Annotated in this window: 21 protein-coding genes; all 21 read left to right on the forward strand. The window is 45.7% G+C overall.

Annotated elements, in window-relative coordinates:
* Positions 1–68: 68 nt before the first annotated feature.
* Positions 69–362: a hypothetical protein gene (locus BN2154_RS06345; RefSeq protein ID WP_050618028.1), complete on the forward strand. Its 294-nt coding sequence runs from the start codon at positions 69–71 to the stop codon at positions 360–362.
* 9 nt (positions 363–371) lie between these two features.
* Entirely contained in the window at positions 372–764 is a 393-nt protein-coding gene (locus tag BN2154_RS06350) for a hypothetical protein (protein WP_242853708.1), read from the forward strand.
* Positions 765–978: 214 nt separating this feature from the next.
* Positions 979–1,212: a hypothetical protein gene (locus BN2154_RS06355; RefSeq protein ID WP_050618029.1), complete on the forward strand. Its 234-nt coding sequence runs from the start codon at positions 979–981 to the stop codon at positions 1,210–1,212.
* On the forward strand, positions 1,190–1,747 hold the full coding sequence (locus tag BN2154_RS06360) for a hypothetical protein (protein WP_050618030.1): 558 nt from the start codon (positions 1,190–1,192) through the stop codon (positions 1,745–1,747). The genes BN2154_RS06355 and BN2154_RS06360 overlap by 23 nt, the downstream gene beginning before the upstream one ends.
* A gap of 5 nt (positions 1,748–1,752) precedes the next feature.
* On the forward strand, positions 1,753–2,442 hold the full coding sequence (locus BN2154_RS06365; RefSeq protein WP_050618031.1) for a hypothetical protein: 690 nt from the start codon (positions 1,753–1,755) through the stop codon (positions 2,440–2,442).
* Positions 2,443–2,457: 15 nt separating this feature from the next.
* Positions 2,458–10,122 carry an N-6 DNA methylase gene (locus BN2154_RS16260; RefSeq protein WP_050618032.1) on the forward strand — a complete coding sequence of 2,555 codons (7,665 nt, stop codon included), beginning with the start codon at positions 2,458–2,460 and terminating at the stop codon, positions 10,120–10,122.
* Positions 10,112–10,504 (forward strand): hypothetical protein, encoded by a 393-nt coding sequence (locus BN2154_RS06375; RefSeq protein ID WP_050618033.1) that lies wholly within the window; start codon positions 10,112–10,114, stop codon positions 10,502–10,504. The genes BN2154_RS16260 and BN2154_RS06375 overlap by 11 nt, the downstream gene beginning before the upstream one ends.
* Positions 10,505–10,520: 16 nt before the next feature.
* A complete protein-coding gene (locus BN2154_RS06380; protein ID WP_050618034.1) occupies positions 10,521–11,474 on the forward strand; it encodes a DUF3991 and TOPRIM domain-containing protein in 954 nt (317 codons plus the stop codon).
* The gene (locus tag BN2154_RS06385) at positions 11,471–12,388 is read left to right on the forward strand and encodes a DUF3846 domain-containing protein (RefSeq protein ID WP_050618035.1); all 918 of its coding nucleotides are present in this window, start codon (positions 11,471–11,473) and stop codon (positions 12,386–12,388) included. The genes BN2154_RS06380 and BN2154_RS06385 overlap by 4 nt, the downstream gene beginning before the upstream one ends.
* A gap of 132 nt (positions 12,389–12,520) precedes the next feature.
* On the forward strand, positions 12,521–12,664 hold the full coding sequence (locus tag BN2154_RS15185; protein ID WP_074403911.1) for a DUF3789 domain-containing protein: 144 nt from the start codon (positions 12,521–12,523) through the stop codon (positions 12,662–12,664).
* Positions 12,645–12,986 carry a plasmid mobilization protein gene (locus tag BN2154_RS06390; protein WP_050618036.1) on the forward strand — a complete coding sequence of 114 codons (342 nt, stop codon included), beginning with the start codon at positions 12,645–12,647 and terminating at the stop codon, positions 12,984–12,986. Before BN2154_RS15185 ends, BN2154_RS06390 begins: the two co-directional genes overlap by 20 nt.
* Positions 12,977–14,347, forward strand: coding sequence for a relaxase/mobilization nuclease domain-containing protein (locus BN2154_RS06395; RefSeq protein ID WP_050618037.1), 1,371 nt, complete (start codon positions 12,977–12,979; stop codon positions 14,345–14,347). The genes BN2154_RS06390 and BN2154_RS06395 overlap by 10 nt, the downstream gene beginning before the upstream one ends.
* Positions 14,331–15,125 (forward strand): PcfB family protein, encoded by a 795-nt coding sequence (locus BN2154_RS06400; protein WP_050618038.1) that lies wholly within the window; start codon positions 14,331–14,333, stop codon positions 15,123–15,125. Before BN2154_RS06395 ends, BN2154_RS06400 begins: the two co-directional genes overlap by 17 nt.
* A 5-nt stretch (positions 15,126–15,130) precedes the next feature.
* Positions 15,131–16,015, forward strand: a complete 885-nt coding sequence (locus BN2154_RS06405; RefSeq protein ID WP_050618039.1) for a hypothetical protein — start codon at positions 15,131–15,133, stop codon at positions 16,013–16,015.
* 9 nt (positions 16,016–16,024) lie between these two features.
* Positions 16,025–16,228 carry a hypothetical protein gene (locus tag BN2154_RS06410; RefSeq protein WP_003525217.1) on the forward strand — a complete coding sequence of 68 codons (204 nt, stop codon included), beginning with the start codon at positions 16,025–16,027 and terminating at the stop codon, positions 16,226–16,228.
* Entirely contained in the window at positions 16,215–18,011 is a 1,797-nt protein-coding gene (locus BN2154_RS06415) for a VirD4-like conjugal transfer protein, CD1115 family (RefSeq protein ID WP_050618040.1), read from the forward strand. The genes BN2154_RS06410 and BN2154_RS06415 overlap by 14 nt, the downstream gene beginning before the upstream one ends.
* A 14-nt stretch (positions 18,012–18,025) precedes the next feature.
* On the forward strand, positions 18,026–18,385 hold the full coding sequence (locus BN2154_RS06420; protein ID WP_003525215.1) for a hypothetical protein: 360 nt from the start codon (positions 18,026–18,028) through the stop codon (positions 18,383–18,385).
* Positions 18,386–18,458: 73 nt separating this feature from the next.
* Entirely contained in the window at positions 18,459–19,295 is an 837-nt protein-coding gene (locus BN2154_RS06425; protein WP_003525214.1) for a VirB6/TrbL-like conjugal transfer protein, CD1112 family, read from the forward strand.
* Positions 19,296–19,309: 14 nt separating this feature from the next.
* Positions 19,310–19,495: a hypothetical protein gene (locus tag BN2154_RS06430; protein ID WP_003525213.1), complete on the forward strand. Its 186-nt coding sequence runs from the start codon at positions 19,310–19,312 to the stop codon at positions 19,493–19,495.
* Entirely contained in the window at positions 19,495–19,854 is a 360-nt protein-coding gene (locus tag BN2154_RS06435) for a PrgI family protein (RefSeq protein ID WP_003525207.1), read from the forward strand. The genes BN2154_RS06430 and BN2154_RS06435 overlap by 1 nt, the downstream gene beginning before the upstream one ends.
* 96 nt (positions 19,855–19,950) lie before the next feature.
* Positions 19,951–20,607: a hypothetical protein gene (locus tag BN2154_RS15190; protein WP_003525205.1), complete on the forward strand. Its 657-nt coding sequence runs from the start codon at positions 19,951–19,953 to the stop codon at positions 20,605–20,607.
* Positions 20,608–20,628: the final 21 nt, after the last annotated feature.

The raw sequence follows: 20,628 nt of genomic DNA on the forward strand, positions 1-20,628 counted from the left end.
AAGAAATAAGGAACACGAAAGTGGGCGGAGTGAAAACTTCGCCCACGGTTCTTTTACGGAGGTGCATTATGAATAAGCAAAAGACGGTTGACAGCAAGGTGCTTGCAATACTCAGAGAATGCCCCGAAACGAGGTATGACGATATGCAGCTTATCCTTTGCTATTACAACCGATACAGCTATATGAGAGTCGGCGATTTGTCGCTTGAAGATATAGTCAACAACTATAAAGGCTACGGCTTGCCGTGCTTTGAGACTATCCGCAGAGCAAGACAGAGAGTGCAATCCCTATTTCCCGAACTGTCAAGGCAGTGCAGTGGCTGCGACTGCGGAAACATCAGAATTGTGATTGAAGTAAGCTGAGGTGTGGATATGAACGAGGGAAAAAGAAAAATCGGTGAATACACTGTTCTTTGCTCGGTCAATGTGGGCGAAAAGGAAGTTATCTTGGCTTCCAATGAGCAAAGCACAAACGGCGATAAATTTTTGTGCGGCTTTGCAGAGCGAAACGACCTGTTTGAACTGTGTTCGGAATGTATGGTGAGCGATGACTATATCGAAATCGTACACCTTTTCGGTAGCCGTGTGGCAAATGAAGCGGAGCTTTTCAAGGAACAGGTCGAAAAACTGGATATTCCAATCACACTCATAACGGAAGCCGACTGTATCCCCGACCACTATTCCAAAGACATCAACGGCACAATCATTGCCATTGACCCAAAGGTATTAAAACCTGAATTTCAAAGAGCCGACAGACAGCTCTAATATGTTACAGGTGGTTTCGGTGCGTCGGCAAACAGCCGTGGAAGCGCCGTGTTTTGTACCAATCTTCACACCGGCAAATCCACCCGATATGAAAGAATGGATGTTATGGGCGAAGTAAAGCCTGAGCGTCTGCCTGAATGGGCAAAGGAAAAGGCACAGGAGCTTTCACACAAGAAGCGAAACAAAGACAAAGAACGATAAGGAGGACAAAGCAATGAAGGAAAAATTTACTTTTCAGCAAAAGACAAAGCTTCTGACGAAACTGTTTGACGCAGGCTGCAATACCGAAAAGAAATTGCAGCAGCTTGATATGGAGAGCATTTTGAAAATTCCGGGTATCACTATTCCGGATATGAGCCTGATTATCGAGCTTCAGAAGCAGACCAAAGCCAATAAGCTGTTCTCTTATTTGGGAGGTGGCACTGATGAGCAGGCAGGAACAGAATGACCGTCATATCATTTGGAGCGACATTAGCCTTGACCTTGATGATTGGCGAGAGTCTTTGGAGGAACTGTATCCCGGATATTCCGATGATGAGCTTTACGACATTATGGTAAAATCAAATGCCGAAAACCTATATGATGAACGAGTAAATCTCAATATTCAGCTTTCACAGCCGATTATCGTAATCGGCGACCTCGGCAGATGGAACGGCAGAGTGGCGGGTTACAAGATGATTGATTCCGGCAACATTAAGGACTGCCTTTACTCCGATACCGATTACACCGAATGGTATGTGGATAAGTACGGCGACCTTCGAGCCGATGCCGTTCATCACGACGGAACAAACCATTATCTATACCGTGTATTCAAAGACGGTGTTACCGATATGCAGATTGAAAATCTGCAAGATAAAATCTACAACGGAAAAGCTACAAGAGCCGACATCACACGAGTTACCAAAAGGCTCGGCGATGACATTGCCGGGGTATATGGCTTTTCTATTCCAAAGCAAAGACAACCAAACGAACAAGCGAGGTGATGAAAATGGATTACAGAGTATTGACCGAAGCAGAGCGTAAATACACCTTCAGCCAAAGTCAGCAGCTCTCTATGCAGACCGGTCTTATCGGATATTTGAGAGCCGACTTCGGTTCTAACGGGAACGAGTTTTGGACGACTTGGAACGATTTCAGAAAGGACTTAAAGACAGACGATTTCAAAAAGGAATTTGACTTGGTGATAAACTCCTACCGTTTCGGGGATGGCGAGTTTTTAAGCGGCAGAAGCACTATGTCAAAATTCTGCTATGAACACCCCGAAAGCAGCTACGAAGATGACCGCAATCATTACGGCGTCCGTGTTGATACCGAGCGATATTCCTACCTTATGCGTTTAAATCCCAACCGTGGAGAGTACAATCTGTACTGCTATTGCTATCAGAAAGAGTGGCTGAACAACCACTTGAAAAATGCCGAGCGTGGTATCCGATTTATCGACCCGCACTATCAGGAGCAGTTTCGCATTGCGGACGGAGAGAAAATCTCAATTAAGCTCGGCGACGGCAAAACAATGGAGAGGACTTGCAGATATATTGATGACTACCATTTGGAGGTCGGCACAAATCTCTACCATATCTGCGAATTTGCCGAGCTTTGCGAGAGAAACGGTCATACCGTAGAACCAGCCGCAAAAGAAAACACGAAATCCGCAAAGGACAAAGAAAAAACACGATAAGGAGGTGCGGACGAGGTGGCAAGGAAATTTGACCTGATTTCGGAGCTATACGAAAGAACCTGTTTTGCAGTTACAGACAATCCGGTAAACTGGCAATCGTTTCTGAAAACAGCAGGCAGGAATTTCAGGCTCCGATTTGATGAACAGCTTCTCATTTATGCCCAAAGACCCGATGCAACAGCCGTGCTTGAAATCGAACGATGGAACGGTACTTTCGGTCGTTGGGTAAACCGAGGAGCAAAGGGTATTGCCGTATTTGAGGACGCAGACAGAAGCCGTCAAAGGCTGATTCATTACTTTGATATATCGGACACCCACGAAAGCCGACATTCCCGCACTGTTCCTATTTGGGAGATGAGACCCGATTATGAAGCAGAGGTTATCGAAACGCTTGAAAACACTTTCGGTGCGGTAAACGATACAACGAGTATTGAAAATGTCGTCAAAGAGAGCATTGCCAATGCCGTCGAGGACAACATCGCAGACTATATCTCCGACTTTATGAGTTTGGGTGCAGGAAGCGATATTGAGTATTTGTCTGCCGACGAAGCAAATGCCTTGTATTTGGAGCTTGTCAGAAACAGCGTATCATATATGGTTATGGCACGATTGGGACTGGACGCAGACAAGGTTTATTCTCCCGATGACTTTGTCGGGATTTCAAACTTCAATTCACAGGAAGTTCTCAATGCGGTGGGTATTGCTACAAGCGACATTGCTGAAATGGCGTTGCTTCCTGTCAGCAGAACAATCAGCACGCTCAGTAAGGAAAATCGCATAATTGATGAACAGGGGCAATCCGAATACAATAAAGACATCAAAGACGAAAGGAGTCAAAGCGATGAGCGAAATCACATACACGATGGTGGGAGACTACAATCTTCCGAACCTGAAATTGCCGGAGCAGACGGAAGTGACTCTCGGCAGATGGTCGCAGATGAGGAGAACTTATCTGAAGGAACATCACAAAATCCTGTACTACAATCTTCTGACGAAAGGGATTATGAACAGTCACTTGGCGGAGGTTCAGCAGAGAGCGAGCGAACTGGAGGAAACTCTCGTAAAGCAGATGGCAGAGAAAGCGGGACTGACCGAGCAGATGAAAGCGGAAGATATGATGAAATGGGTTCGCCTGATGAACAACATCAGGAACTCGGCACAGGAAATCGTGAAGAATCAGGTAATATTCGCTTAGAGTATTACGACAGAAACCACGAGGACAAGAGCCTGCCGTTTTTCGGTGGCGATGATACTATCCGAGAAATACTCGGCACTACCCCGCATTTGTCCGCTTCAAAGGAAGAAATCAAAGACTTCTATGAGAGAAATACGGATAATGCGACCCGTACTGAATATATAAAGGGTATTTTCAACAACGATTACACCCAGCTTACCTTAAACGACGGCAGACTTGTGGGCTACAAAACATTTCAGAATGTCCTCCACTTGTGGGAGGGCAAATACGAAAACAGAACCGCTCAGAGCTTCTATGACTGGGGCGTTATCGCACAGCATTTTGAAGCAATGAGACTTTTGGGAGAATTGACCGATACAATGAAGCCGCTTCCGTCTATGGACGGTCAGTTGACTCTCATAATGGGCAATCAGGCAGAGGAACAAAAAACCTCTGCCTTTACTTTTTCTCAGGAAGTCATAGACGCTGTATTGACCCGTGGAAGCGGAGTTTCCGAGGGCAAAATGCGTATCTATGAGCAGTTTGAAAAGAGCCTTTCCGTAAAGGAAAACGCCGACTTCTTGAAAAACGAATACGGCTGGGGCGGCTCTTATCCTGTCATCATCGGTGCAGGCATTGACGAACAGCACGACGGAAAAGGTATCACAATTTCAAAAGGTATCGGAAGCGACAAGCCGCACATTACACTTTCTTGGTCTCAGGTGGAAAAGCGTATCGGAGACCTTATCCGAATGGACAGATACTTAAATCCAAAGGAAAAAGAAAAGTACCCGGAATGGCTTGAAAAGCAGGAAGAACGGCGAGCCAAGCTTGCAGAGCAGAGAAAAAACCGAGAGATACTCTCTACCGCACCGCCTGAGCCTGAAAACAAAGTGGACGAAACGGAAGCACAGTATGAATATCATCTCGGCGACAGCGTGTATATCGGGGCTTCTCAGTATGAGATTTTATCCTTTGACGAAAACCGTGTAATGCTCTATGACTTTGATATGCCCCTTTTCAACAAGGAGCTTCCAAGGGAAGAATTTGACCGAAAAGTGCGTGAAAATCCAATGAACGACCACTTGAAGGTCAGTGTATTACCGGCGGAAGAAAAAGCCGTTACAGGCGAAAATGAAGTTCAAAACGATACCAAAACCGTACAGGATTTCAGTCCGAAAACCGGTTATGACGACGCCTTCTTTATCGACCGGGACAATGAAAGTGTAATTTGGATGTACTATAACCCCGACAGCAATGCCGGAGGTCAGTATGTTACAAATACGCTTTCTTTTGACGAGATACAGCAAGCTGCACTGGAGTATAACTCGGCTGAGGATTTCTTTGATTATCTCGGCAGCATTGCAAATCAGGAGCTTGCCGATGTAGGTACGGAATGGTTTTTGGATGCAGACCGAGAATTTCACAGGACACCGGATTTGACCGACTGTACCTCCGCCACAATGGAAGCACTCATTGAAAACGCTGAAAGAACTGATATGGTGGCAACGAACATCGGAAATGTACCGATTGAGGATTACAGAGAAATCGTTGCTACTCAAAACGGTTTTGACAGTTATGAGGAAATGTATAACGAGGGTGTTCGTATCGGCAACGGTTACGACAAAAAGCCTGAACCGATTGTTCCCGCTTGGGAGCAAAAGAAAAAGTCAAAGGTTAAGAGCTTTGACCTCCACCCGGATATTCCGATGTCGGAGCGACACAACTTTGACCTTGCTAATAATCAGGTTGAGGAAGTGAACAAGAAAGAGCGTTTTCACAGAAACTATGCGGCGATTAAGGTCTTGAAAGATTGTCGAAGCGAAAACCGTTTTGCGACACCCGATGAGCAGAAAATCTTGTCGAGATATGTCGGTTGGGGCGGTATTCCCGAAGCCTTTGACGAACGAGCAGGAGCTTGGCATACAGAGTATGCAATGCTGAAAAACATCCTGACGCCGGAGGAATATGCGTCGGCAAGAGAAAGCACCTTGACCGCCTTTTACACTCCGCCCGAAGTATCAACCGCCATTTATAAGGTGTTGGAACAGATGGGATTTCAGGAGGGCAACCTGCTTGAGCCGTCCTGCGGTATCGGTAACTTCATCGGTATGCTGCCTGAGTCAATGGAAAACGCAAAGGTTTACGGTGTGGAGCTTGATACCGTTTCAGCCGGTATCGCTCAGCAGCTTTATCAGAAATCTTCCATTGCGGCACAGGGCTTTGAGGAAGTAAATGTCCCCGACAGCTTCTTTGACGGCGTCATCGGCAATGTGCCTTTCGGAGATTTCAAAGTCTCCGACAAACGATACGACAAGTACAACTTCTTAATCCACGATTATTTCTTTGCAAAATCGCTTGATAAATTACGACCCGGCGGTGTGATGGCTCTTGTGACAAGCAAAGGAACTATGGACAAGGAAAACTCCAATGTCCGAAAATATATCGCACAGAGGGCGGAGCTTCTCGGAGCAATCAGACTTCCGAATGACACCTTCAAAGGCAATGCCGGAACAGAGGTTGTATCCGATATTCTGTTTTTGCAAAAGCGAGACAGGCTCATAGATATTGAACCGGATTGGGTTCATCTTGACACCGACGAAAACGGTATAAGGATGAACTCATATTTTGTTCAGCACCCGGAAATGATACTCGGCGAAATGAAAATGGTAAGCGGTCGTTTCGGACCGGAAGCAACCTGTGAACCGTTTGAAAATGCCGACCTTTCGGAGCTTTTGAACGAAGCAGTCTCAAACATTCACGGAGAAATCTCCGAATACGAGGTTGCCGACGAGCTGGAGGAAGAAGATAATTCTATCCCGGCAGACCCTACGGTAAGGAACTTCTCTTACACAATTTTGGACGATAAAATCTATTTCCGAGAGAACTCCCGTATGTCCCCGGTAGAGGTATCGGCAACCGCTGAGAACCGCATTAAGGGTATGATTGGGATAAGAGATTGCGTCCGTAACTTGATTGAACTGCAAACCGAGGATTACCCCGACAGCGAAATCAAACAGGCACAGGAAAAGCTGAACACTCTGTATGACAGCTTCACAAAGAAGTACGGACTGATTAACAGCCGTGCCAATACTTCCGCTTTTTCCGACGACAGCTCCTATGCTCTGCTCTCTGCTCTTGAGGTCATCAACGAAGATGGCGAACTGGAACGCAAGGCGGATATGTTCTTCAAAAGGACGATTAAACCGCACAAGCCGGTAACGGAGGTTGACACCGCAGACGAGGCTCTCGCTGTCTCTATGGGCGAAAAAGCAGCCATTGATATGGAATATATGATGGAGTTGTCCGGCATAAGCGAGGAGGAATTATTTTCTGACCTAAAGGGTGTAATCTTCTTAAATCCCCTTTATGAGTACGGTAATTCTTATGAGCCGAAGTATCTGATGGCAGACGAATATCTGTCAGGCAATGTTCGTGAGAAGCTGGCAACAGCAAAAAGGTCTGCGACTCTGTATCCCGAAGATTACACCGCCAATGTGCAGGCACTTGAAAAGGTGCAGCCAAAGGATTTGACGGCAAGCGAGATTTCCGTAAGGCTCGGTGCGACTTGGATACCGCCCGAAATATTCCAACAGTTTATGTTTGAGTTTCTCGATACGCCACGCTATGCACAGTGGAATATCAAGGTTCACTACTCTCAGTTTACCGGCGAATGGAACATTGAGGGAAAGAGCTATGACCGTTCCAATGTTAAAGCGTATAGCACATACGGCACTTCCCGTATCAACGCATATAAGATAATTGAGGAAACCCTGAACCTGAAAGATGTCCGTATCTTTGACTATATCGAAGATGACGAGGGCAAAAAGAAAGCCGTTCTCAATAAAAAAGAGACGGCAATCGCACAGGCAAAGCAGGAACTCATAAAGCAGGGCTTTCAGGACTGGATATGGGCTGACCCTACCCGCCGAGAAAAACTCACGAAGATGTATAACGAAAAATTCAACAGCATAAGACCCCGTGAGTACGACGGAAGCCACATTGTTTTTAACGGTATGAACCCGGAAATCGAACTCCGTGAACATCAGAAAAATGCGGTTGCACACATTCTGTACGGCGGCAATACGCTGTTGGCACACGCAGTCGGTGCGGGCAAGACCTTTGAAATGGTGGCGGCTGCTATGGAGTCCAAACGACTCGGACTTTGCAATAAGTCGCTGTTCGTAGTCCCGAATCACTTAACCGAACAATGGGCGGCGGAGTTCTTGCAGCTCTATCCGGCGGCGAATATTCTTGTTGCGACAAAGCGAGATTTTGAGACCAAGAACCGCAAAAAATTCTGCGGTCGAATTGCTACGGGAGATTATGACGCAGTAATCATCGGTCATTCCCAGTTTGAAAAAATACCGATGTCCATTGAAAGACAGAGGGCAATTCTTGAGCAGCAGCTTGAAGAACTGACAGACGGTATTATGGATTTGAAGCGAAACCGTGGAGAAAATTTCTCCATAAAACAGCTTGAAAAGTCTAAAAAGTCCGTGAAACAAAAGCTGGAAAAGCTCAACGACCAAAGCCGCAAGGATGATGTTGTTACCTTTGAAGAACTCGGTGTGGACAGGCTCTTTATCGACGAGAGCCATTATTACAAGAACCTCTATCTTTACACCAAAATGCGTAATGTGGGCGGTATCGCTCAAACGGAAGCACAGAAATCCTCCGACCTGTTTATGAAGTGCCGATACCTTGACGAGCTTACAGGCGGTCGAGGAACGATATTTGCGACCGGTACTCCTATCTCAAACAGTATGGTGGAACTCTATACCATTCAGCGATACTTGCAGTACAACACGCTTGTGAAAAACAACTTGCAACACTTCGACTCGTGGGCAAGTACCTTCGGAGAGACTGTAACAGCCGTTGAGCTTACCCCGGAGGGAACGGGTTACAGAGCGAAAACCCGCTTTGCAAAATTCTATAACCTTCCGGAGCTTATGGCAATGTTTAAGGAGGTTGCCGACATTAAGACGGCGGATATGCTGGAGCTGCCTGTGCCGGAAGCACACTTCCACAATGTTGCGGTCAAGCCGTCGGAAATGCAGAAAGAAATGGTTGCTTCCCTTGCGGAACGAGCCGAGAAAGTCCGTGGCGGCGGTGTGGATTCGAGTGTGGATAATATGCTCAAAATCACAAACGACGGCAGAAAGCTGGCACTTGACCAGCGTATGCTAAACGATATGCTGCCTGATTTTGAGGGCAGTAAAATCAACGCCTGCGTCGATAACATCTACCGTATTTGGGAGGAAACAGCCGATAAAAAATCGGCACAGCTTGTGTTCTGCGACCTCTCAACGCCAAAGAATGACGGCACATTCTCGGTGTATAACGATATCAGAAAAAAGCTCATAGAGCGTGGTGTCCCCGAAAGCGAAGTCCGCTTTATCCACGAAGCAGATACCGATGTGAAGAAAAAAGAACTGTTCCAAAAGACCCGTAAAGGCGAGGTCAGAGTGCTTCTCGGTTCTACGCAGAAGATGGGAGCCGGCACGAATGTTCAGGACAGACTTATCGCACTTCACGATGTCGATTGCCCGTGGAGACCGTCAGACTTGGAGCAGCGTTCCGGTCGAATTATCCGTCAGGGCAACTCAAACCCTGATGTAGATATTTACCGCTATGTAACGGAGCAGACCTTTGACGCATATCTCTATCAGCTTGTAGAGGGAAAGCAAAAATTCGCCAGTCAGATTATGACGAGCAAATCTCCGGTGCGTTCTGCCGAGGATATTGATGAAACCGCCCTGTCCTATGCAGAGATTAAAATGCTTGCCACCGGCAATCCGTATATTAAGGAAAAGATGGATTTGGATATTCAAGTCCAAAAGCTGAAGCTCTTAAAATCCAACTTTCTATCAGAAAAATACGCTTTGGAGGATAAGATAATCAAATATTATCCGCAGAGAATTACAGCTTTGGAAAACCGTATTGAAGGCTTGAAGCAAGATGTAGAAACTGCGAAACAGCACCCGAAACCAACGGACGACCGCTTTGTCGGTATGGAGGTTAAGGGTGTTTTTTATTCCGAAAAAGCCGACGCCGGTAAAGCAATCATTGAAGTCTGTAAGCAGATGAACAGCCCCGACCCTATTCCTCTCGGCAAGTACCGAGGGTTTGAAACGGAGCTGCTTTTTAATACCGCAGAGCGAAATTATGAGGTTCGACTGAAGGGTGCGACAAGCAGAAATGTTCCTCTCGGCGATGACGCACACGGCAATATTATCCGTCTTGATAACGGAATTGAGAGATTTGCCGAGAGCTTATCGCTTGCGGAAAATGACCTTGAGAACACCAAAAATCAGTTGGAAACCGCAAAGAAAGAAGTCCAAAAACCATTTATCCAAGAGGAAGAATTGAAAACAAAGCTTGCCCGACTGGACGAGCTGAATATCTTGCTCAATATGGATAAGCGAGAAAACGAAATTGTCGGCGGCGAACCCGATGAGGGCGAAGTGCCGAAGACACGAAAGGAGAAAACCTATGAACGATAAAATGACACCCGATAAGGAAAGAGAAAACTGCCCTTGCAGGAAATCAATCATCAACCCTTTTGACGCAATGATGATGGTTGTGGTCAGGAGACTTGATAAAGCATATCTCGAATTGAAAAGAAGCAAACCACCCGCAAAGGAAGCAGAATTTGCTCTTAGAAATGCAAAGCTTTCTTTCTACGGAGAGTTGGTTCGACAGAGCATTGAAACGGTGTTTTCGCCGGAAGAAATCATTGCTTTGTATGAAAACGACGACCTTGCGGGAGGTGCTTGGACTGTTTGGAATGACATCGGCTGCCCTGTTGACAAGATACTTATCATCATTGCAAAGCTCAGTATCAACGAACCGATACAGAAAGCTGTTGCCGATTTGCTGATGTAGAACGGCGGTGATACCTATGCCGTATATAGCACCGGAAGTCATAACAGAAGCCAAGCGAATGGACTTATTAACCTATCTCAGAGAGTATGAACCGGGCGAGCTTGTCAAGTTTTCAAGCAACACCTACACCACAAGAACCCACGACAGCTTGAAGATTTCCAACGGAAAATGGATGTGGTGGTCGAGAGGTATCGGGGGCAAATCCGCCCTCGATTATCTTATCAAAGTCCGTGGAATGGATTTTGTGCAGGCGGTTCAGACCATTATGGGAAACGGTTCAGTCAGCTTTCCGACTTGCAAAAATATCAAAAGCTATGAGGAACAGCCTTTGCTTCTGCCCCAAAAAAGCCCCACTACCGAGGTGGTATTTGATTACCTTTTCGGGCGTGGGATTGATTATGAAATCATCAACCACTGTTTGGAACAGGAGCTAATCATTGAGTCGCTCCCATATCACAATGCTGTTTTTATCGGCTATGACGAGAACAAAGAACCTAAATACGCCGCTTACAGAGCAACAAACCAATCAAGGATTATGGGCGACTGCACCGGCAGTAAAAAGCAATATTCTTTCCGCCTGACTGCCGAAAACACCGGAGAGGTTCATCTTTTTGAGTGTGCCATTGACCTGCTTTCCTATGCAACTTTGATGAAGCTGGAGGGCAAAGACTGGCGACAGTTTAACCTTGTTTCTCTTGCGGGAGTGTATTCCCCAAAGCAGAAAATTGAGGACTCGAAAGTGCCTGTTACACTCGGCAGGCTGCTTGAAAAGGACAAAACAATCAGGCGAATTGTTCTTCATTTGGACAATGATATTGCCGGAAGAAAAGCTACCAAAGCGTTGCAGACTATTCTCTCAGATAAGTATGAAGTCGTTGACGACCCTCCCCAATACGGGAAAGATGTCAACGATTTTCTTTGTAAACGCTTAGGGATAAAGGATAAAACCGAAAGGAGTTTTGCACGATGAAACTAAAAGAAATCAGAGAAATGTACCCGGAGGGTACGCAGATTGTACTCACTGAAATGGCTGGCGAAAGTCAAATGCCCTATGGGCTAAAAGGAACAGTTAAGTTCGTTGACGACGCCGGACAGATTCATATGAGTTGGGAAAACGGCAGCTCTCTTGCTTTGAATATTCACGAGGATACCTTTGAAAAGGTCGAAGCACCGGAGAAGATTTCCGTCATTCTTGTTGAGCCGGGCAGGTATCCGAAACTTATTGAAATCGAGGATACCCTTGAAGCAATGCAGTCTCTTGTGGAGGGAGATATTGAAGAATATATGCCCTTTGAGGACGAGGTTGCCATCATCTGCAACGAGGAAGGAAAGATGAACGGTATGCCTCTGAACAGGGCTGTTTATTCCGAGCCTGAAAATGTTGAGATGAGTTATCCGCAGTTGAAAGCTCATTTCCGGCAGGCAGAAAAAGAAAGAAACCACACGACCGGATATATTGTTTTTACGGATGACAGCTTTGACAAGCCTTACACAGAAGAACAAAGAACCTATGTTGTCAGCAGTAACAATAAGGCTTTCATTGAGGGTATGGGCGGATATTCTATCTATGCTTCTTCCCTTGACGGCTCGGATAAATGTGTGCGACTGGAAGCGTATATGGCTGATGAACACGGCGGCAAGGACGGTTGGAAGATTGAAAAATGTTATGTGAAAGACGACAGCAACCGTGAAATGCTCGACATTATTGCCGGCAAGTTTTTCATTGCATACGCACCGATTGAGTCGGAAAAGTTTCTCAGTATGCCGAAAGAACTGGCTCGTAAGTACGAGGAAAAGTTCAAATACCCGGAGAGATTTTACAAGTCTTTGGACGGTATTGAAGCAAAGCCGTATAAGCCGGTCTCCAAGGATATGGAGAGATAATAGTCAATCTATGGGGCAACCCTGAGTGTCTGCATAATCTTAGCGAGCAGACCATTTATGGACAGGAATGTCCAAAACGGTACACTCGTTAGGGGTTGCCCCTAATACCCCAAGCAAGAAAGGAGTAAAGCAATGCGGGAGATAGTATTGGTTGCCGCCGGGTTAATCATCGGCGGCTTTTTCGGAGTAACAACAATGTGCCTGTTTCAGATAAACCGGGACAGGCACTATATTAACAGAAAGGACAGCGATAAAAATGAGCAAGAGAAACATTGAAAAGCACATTCTGATGAACAAGGCAGAAGCTCAGGATTTGCAGAAAAAAGCAAAGCGGGCGTGTCTTTCCGAAGGCGGTCTTATCCGTTTGCTTCTCAAAGGATACGAGCCGAGAGAAAAGCCCGACGAAAGATTTTACGATGTTATGCGTGAGTTATCTGCTATCGGGAACAACATCAATCAGCTTGCGGTAAAAGCAAATTCCCTCGGATTTGTTGACGCACCGCAGCTCAAAAAGGAAGCCGAGCGTTGGCACAAGTTTCAGGCTGATGTGGAGCGTACTTTTTTAAGACCCGATAAGAGCGATATGAAATGGCAGTAAGTAAATTGTGGTCGGTCACATCAAGGCTCGGTCAGGTAATCGACTATGCCGCCAATCCCGAAAAGACTGCGACAGACATTTACACCGAGGAACAGTATCAGGCTCTCCGTGATGTTCTCAGCTATGCAAAGGACGAAGAAAAAACTGAGCGTGAGTTTTTCGTTGAGGGTATCAACTGCAATCCGGCGACCGCAAGAGACCAGTTTGTGTCTGTGAAAAAAGCATACGGCAAAGACGATGGCATTCAAGCCTATCACGGATACCTGAGCTTTAAGGAACAGGATATTTCCCCGGAGCTTGCACAGAAAATCGGAATGGAATTTGCAAACGAAGTGTGGGGCAAAAGATTTCAGGTGGTGGTTACTACTCATCTGAACACAAAGCACCTGCACTGCCACTATGTAATCAATTCCGTTTCCTTTGTGGACGGTAAGCGATTATGGGGAGACGAAAAAGCGTGGTTCAAGTTCCGCTTGGTTGCCGACCGTCTCTGTGAAAAGTACGGACTGTATTACAATCCGAACCCGAACCGCAGTAAGCAATCCTCATATTACTACAAGCAGGAACAAGCCGGTATGCCGAGCCGATACTCCATTACCCGTGACGCCATTGATGAAGCGATTGCACACAGCACTAACTTAAAGACCTTTGATTATATCCTGACGCAGATGGGCTATGAGCATTGTCTCAGCGACAGCCGAAAGTATTGGACGATTGTTCCGAAAGGATACAAGAAGCCGATACGACTTAAATCCCTCGGAGAGAATTATACCGAGGACGCAATCAAGCGTAGGCTGACGGAAAATCAAAAGGTTCTCATCGTTCCTTTTGTAAAGGAAACGGTAAGAGTCACACAGTACCGATTGCCCACAAGAGAACACAAAATCAAAAAGGTCGGCGGACTGTATGGGCTGTATCTGCATTACTGCTATAAACTCGGTTATCTGCCGAAATATAAAAAACAGAATACCGCAAGGCTTCACTATCTTTTGAAAGAAGATTTACTGAAGCTGGACAAAATCACTCAGGAGACAAGGCTGCTTGGACGGGAGAACATTTCTACCGACGAGCAGCTTTTCTCATATAAAGAGTCCGTATTGTCGCAAATCAAATCCCTGACTGACGATAGAACGCACCTGCGAAAACAGTTAAGAAGAAATTTGAGTGACGATGAGCTATCAAATGTCAAAGAGCAGATTACGGCAATCACGAGCAAGCTGTGGACTCTCCGAAAAGAGGTCGGTCTTTGTGATGACATAGCCGAAAGGTCAAAGGTCATTGAAGCCAACCTTGAAACGGTAAGAGCTTACGAAGAAAAACAAGAACGAAAGGAGCAGAACCGTAATGACAAACGGAGGTGATGCGGCAGAACAGGTCGTCAGGCTATCGCTTGAGGGCTTTGAAGTAGCCGCAAAATTAAGCGGAGCGGCAGCAAAGAATATTGCCGTTCTTTTAGTCTCTGTTCTCAAACAGGAACAAAAAACAAAAGGCAAGGCTCGACTTACCAATATGATTAAATCGGGCAAGGAGCTGAAAGTGTTTTCTATCCCCAACAAGGACTTGAAGAAGTTTACCGAGCAGGCAAAACGCTACGGCGTTCTCTACTGCGTACTCAGGGATAAAAACACAAAGGGCGATAATGTACCGATTGATATTATCGCCCGTGCTGAGGACGCTTCCAAAATTCAGAGAATCGTTGAGAGATTTGAACTCGGCAAGGTTGATAAGGCTGCTATTGTTACCGAGTCTCAGAAGGCTGTCGAAAAGCGTGATGCTTTGGAAAAAGACAAGCCGACAAAATCCAAGAACGAAATCATCACAGAGGAAGCAGTCAGAAAGCCTATTCAGAAAGAGGGGTACTCCCAGTCAAACCCCACAGTCGCCAAAACGGACAAAAACCCTCCGTCAAGGCAAAACTCAGAGCCGGTAGATATGCAAACTGATAAGGGTACTGTCAGCGACAGACAGAGAAAGCCGTCGGTGAAAGCAAAGCTCGACCGATATAAGGCACAGTCCAAGCAGCAGAAAGAAGCAGAACGCAAAGAGCCGGAGGTATCAAAGCCGGAGGTTAAGAACGCCCCGGCACAGACCGTACACCAGCAGCCGAAACCCAAAAGCAAAAATGTGAAAGAGAGGTAATCACAATGACAAACAATTTTACCCCTGCTAAGGCAGGACAGCAGAGAAACAGACTTTCCAAAGAGGAATACGCCGATAAGATGAAGGCAGAAAAGGAAGCCGTATATCAGATGGCGGACGAAACCGCAAAGGCTATCGTTTCCGACCCGGAGAAGTTCAAAGCGTTCCTTGATACGCAGAGCCGTCTTGACCGATATTCTGCGGTCAACGCACTTCTGATTTTCAAGCAGCTTCCCGAAGCAAGCCAGCTCAAAAACTTTGACGACTGGAGCAAAGACAATGTGAAAATTCAGAAAGGTGCGAAAAGCATTTCCATTCTTGAACCTGTCGAGTATGCCAAGAGAGACGGTACGACCGGCATTTCCTACAATGTGAAAAAGGTCTTTGATGTTTCGCAGACCAATGGCAAGAGACCGCCTGCACCTACTGTAAACCGTGACCCGAAAGCTCTCATTACCGTTATGCTGGATTCTTCCCCGGTTGAAGTGGAAGCCACAAATGAACTTCCGTATCCCAATATGGCGGCGTTTTACAACAACGAGGAGCAGACCTTGTATGTGAAGCGTGATGTGGGAGACAGCGTTGCGGTCGCTCAGTGCGTAGCACAGGAACTTGGCCACGCACAGCTCTCCATCAACAGCGACAGTTACAGCAGAGCGGATATGGGCTTTCAAGCGGTATGTATCGGTTATATGCTTTGCAAGAAGTACGGCGTCGATACACAGAATTTTGCTATCAACCGTATTCCTGAGAAGCTTGCCGGCAAAGAGCCGAAGGACATTCGCTATGAGCTTTCCAAAACGAGAAATGCGATGGCGGATATTCACTCCCGTGTTTCCGATGAGCTTTACAAGAAAAAGCAGGAACGAAGCAAAGACTACGAAAGATAAGGTGAGACTATGGCGAAGGAAGAAATGTATCATATCGCATTGGACGATTATGAACACGGCATTATAATCCGTTCTCTCAACGATGAGAAAACAGATTTGATGAACGAAGGGAAATCTACCGATGCGGTGGACGACCTTATCATCAAGGTCGGAACTGCCCCAAAGAAAAAGTTCAGAGTTATCGAAAAGGAACGCTCCTGTGAATCGAGATAACGAAAGGCAGTCTGCTATTATTCTTTCCGTCATCGGTATTATCCCGGTCGTATGGCTGGCACTTCTGATTGCACCTTCTGTAAAAGGAGGATTGCCGGAAATACTGCCAAGCCTATTAACAGCGTTCAACAACCCATTTCATATTGAGCTATGCGAGGACAGCCTAAAAACTGTCCTCGTTTTGCTTCTCTGCTATGCAATGGGTATCGGGATTTACTTCTCGACACAGAAGAATTATCGAAGGCGTGAAGAACACGGCTCTGCGAAATGGGGCAACGCAAGAGCCGTAAATAAAAAATACAGACAGTCTCCGGCTTCAGAGAATAAGCTGATGACGCAAAATGTCTGTATCGGACTCAATGCGAAGAAGCACCGAAGAAACTTAAACACTCTTGTGTGCGGCGGTTCGGGAGCCGGTAAGACAAGGTTTTACTGCAAGCCGAATCTTATGCAGTGCAACACATCATTTGTCATTCTTGACCCAAAGGGCGAAATACTCAGAGACACCGGAAAGCTGCTTGAAAGCAAAGGCTATGAAGTTCGTGTTCTCGATTTGATTTCAATGGAGAAAAGCCATTGCTATAACCCGTTTGTCTATTTGCAGAATGACAACGATGTGCAAAAGCTCGTGACGAACCTTTTTAAGAGTACCACTCCGAAAGGCAGTCAGGCACAAGACCCTTTTTGGGACACCTCGGCTTCAATGCTTCTGCTTGCACTTGTATTTTATCTTCATTACGAAGCACCCGAAGATGAACAGAACTTTGCAATGGTAATGGAAATGCTCAGAGCCGGTTCGATTGAGGACGAGGAGGACACAAGACCTTCTCCTCTTGATGAACTGTTTGCGGAACTGGAAATGTCAAATCCCGACCACATCGCTTTGAAGTATTACCGTTCCTATCATTCGGGTGCGGCGAAAACCTTAAAGTCCATACAGATAACCCTTGCGGCAAGACTGGAAAAGTTCAACCTTGAAAGTCTTGCTTCTTTAACCACCACAGACGAGCTTGACCTCCCATCACTCGGAGAGAAAAAGGTCGCTCTGTTCGCTTTGATACCGGATAACGATTCCAGCTTTAACTTCTTGGTATCTATCCTTTACACACAGCTTTTTCAGCAGTTGTTTTATGCTGCCGACCATATTCACGGTGGCTCGCTTCCCGTTCCCGTCCATTTCCTGATGGACGAGTTTGCAAATGTGAGCCTGCCCGATGACTTTGACAAGATACTGTCGGTTATGCGTTCCCGTGGAGTGTCGGTAAGTATTATCTTGCAGAACTTGGCTCAGTTAAAAGCCTTGTTTGAAAAGCAATGGGAAAGTATTGTCGGCAACTGCGACGAGTTTTTATATCTCGGCGGTAACGAGCAAAGCACTCACAAATATGTGTCCGAGCTTCTCGGCAAGGAAACCATTGATACCAACACTTTCGGAAAAAGTACCGGGCGAAGCGGTAACTACTCCACCAATTATCAGATTAGCGGTCGAGAGCTTCTTACCCCCGATGAAGTTCGTATGCTTGATAACCAATATGCAATTCTGTTTATTCGTGGAGAACGCCCCGTTATGGATTTCAAGTATGACATCTTGAAGCACCCGAATGTGGCACTTACAACCGATGGAAAGGCTTCTGCCTATAAGCACGGCGAAGTTACCATCAAACACTCATCAATTTCCGTTCTTTCTATTGACCCGGAAGAACTTCCGGAGGAAAGCTACGGAGAAACCAATTACGAGCTTCTGTCCGATGAGGATTTTGAAGTAAATAAAAACTTATTTTAACGGAGGAAAACACAATGACTATTTTTAAGAAGAACAACGAAAAGAAAACTACTCAGAAGCTGCCTATGACCGGAAAGGTTAAGAAAGGCTTCCGTGCTTACTGCGCCGTAATCGCAGCAGCAACTCTTGTCTGCGGCATGAGCGTTACCGCTTTTGCCGCAAGCGACCCGATTACCGTAGTCAACAATCTGTCCGATTTCATCTTCGGACTTATCCGTGCCATCGGTCTTATCCTGCTTGGCTTCGGTATCGTTCAGGTCGGTCTCTCTTTGAAGTCTCACGACCCGTCTCAGAGAGCCAACGGCTTCCTGACCCTTGCGGGAGGTATCATCATCACCTTTGCCAAGGAAATCCTGACCCTTATTACCGGCTAAAAGAACACAGTTATCAAACGGGGCATACCTGGCGTTTCAGGTATGCCCCTAATCTTAAAGGAGGTGCAAACAGATGAGTGATAACTGGGTGGTTCAGAACCTCGAAAATGCCCTTGAAACTTGGAACAGCAAGCTATCGGAAATATGGCAGTTACTAACCACTTCACCGCAGCAGTTCAAAGGCGGCAGTATTTGGTCGGTAATGGTGAATATCAACGGTGCAGTTCAGGCTATCGGTCTTGCCCTGCTTGTTCTGTTTTTTGTTGTCGGTGTGGTTCGCACCTGCGGCAGTTTTACCGATGTAAAGAAACCGGAACACGCATTAAAGCTGTTCATTCGATTTGCCATTGCCAAAGGTGTGATTACCTACGGGCTGGAGCTTATGCTTGCCCTGTTCGACATCGTACAAGGTACGATTTCAACCATAATGACATCTGCGGGATTCGGTACGCCCAATCAAACAACCTTGCCTGCTGAAATGGTAACAACCATTGAAAGCTGCGGATTTTTTGAGAGTATCCCATTGTGGGCGGTTACTCTTATCGGCGGACTGTTTATCACGGTCTTGTCGTTCATTATGATAATGACGGTGTACGGACGATTTTTCAAGCTGTATATGTACACGGCTCTCGCTCCGATACCGCTTTCCACTTTTGCCGGAGAGCCGTCGCAGAATGTGGGTAAGAGCTTTATAAAGAGCTATTGTGCCGTTTTGCTTGAGGGAGCAGTAATTGTACTTGCTTGTATCATCTTCTCCCTATTTGCTTCTACGCCGCCGGTAGTAAACCCTGACGCAGCAGCCGTTACTCAGGTATGGGCATATATCGGCGAACTGGTATTCAATATGCTTGTGCTTGTCGGTGCAGTAAAGATGAGCGACCGAATTATCCGTGAAATGATGGGCTTATAACGGGAGGTTCTCTGATGAAGAAAAACAAGAAAAATAACGATAGATGGCAGGGCTATACGCCTGCCGACTGCGACTGCAAATATTGTGTGTACTACGGAGGAAAGAAAAACGGCAATGTAATTTGCCTTGCGGACGCCTGCGTCTGCTCTGATGAAATCCGTCACGCAAAACAGGCATATCGCAGAGAAAGGAGCTTTTGATGGAAGTCAAAATTAACCGAGAGATACGAAACTATACAGAGTCAATGTTTTTTGGACTGTCGCTCAGACAGTTCATTTTTTCTGTTCTCGCCTGTGCGGTAGCGGTAGGACTTTACTTTCTCTTAAAACCGTACCTTGGAACAGAAACCGTATCGTGGGTGTGCATTTTGGGAGCTGCCCCTTTTGCGGCTCTAGGCTTTGTGAAATACAACGGAATGACAGCTGAGAAATTTATATGGGCGTGGATTAAGTCCGAGTTCCTTATGCCGAAAAAGCTGGTTTTTCATTCCACCAACACCTATTACGAATTGATGAAATCGACAATCGAACAAAAACAAAAAATCAAAAAGGAAAATTGAACAGTTTTTCGGGATTGACAAGTAAGCATTGTTTAATTATAATAATATGATTTAGCATTAGCTGAATGGACGGCTTGGGAAGAAAGGAGTTTTACTATGTACGAGTATGTAAATGACAAACAATTTCTGAGCCGTATGCGTTCTCTTTGTGGAGATATAATGCAAGACCTTTGTCACACATTGAAAGAAGAATATGACATTGGTGCTTCATTCTACCTTGTGGGGAGCGGTGCAAAAAATCTAATAATGCAAAATGCCAACAGACCTATTGACTTGGACTATAACCTTGAAATCACGAGAATAGATGACTGGGAGGATTGTAGAAACATCAAGGAGTGTGTCAGAAAGGCTTTTAATACGGTTCTTCGGAAACACGGATGGAATGACTGTGAAGATTCAACATCATCACTAACTACGGAGAAGCGCTGTTTCACTCAGGGCAATGATACAGATTTTTCAATAGATGTCTGTATTGTCTGTGAGGATGTTGACGGCAATTATCACCGCTTAATTCACGAAAAAACAGGCTTTTCTTATTATGATAAGTATTTTTGGAATCAAGCACCTAATTCAAGGCGACTCAAAGAAAAGGCTGATTATATTAAAAGCAAAGGCAAATGGGCATTAGTCAGAGAACAGTACAAAAGAATAAAAAACAAGTATTTGACCTCAAATGACTATAACCATTCTTCGTTTATTTGTTATATTGAAGCTGTAAACAATGTTTATAACTCAAGAAAGCACTGGGATTAAAACTTAACAACACTAATTTTT

The organism is Intestinimonas massiliensis (ex Afouda et al. 2020), assembly GCF_001244995.1.
In the GTDB taxonomy this organism is placed as follows: Bacteria; Bacillota; Clostridia; order Oscillospirales; family Oscillospiraceae; genus Intestinimonas; species Intestinimonas massiliensis.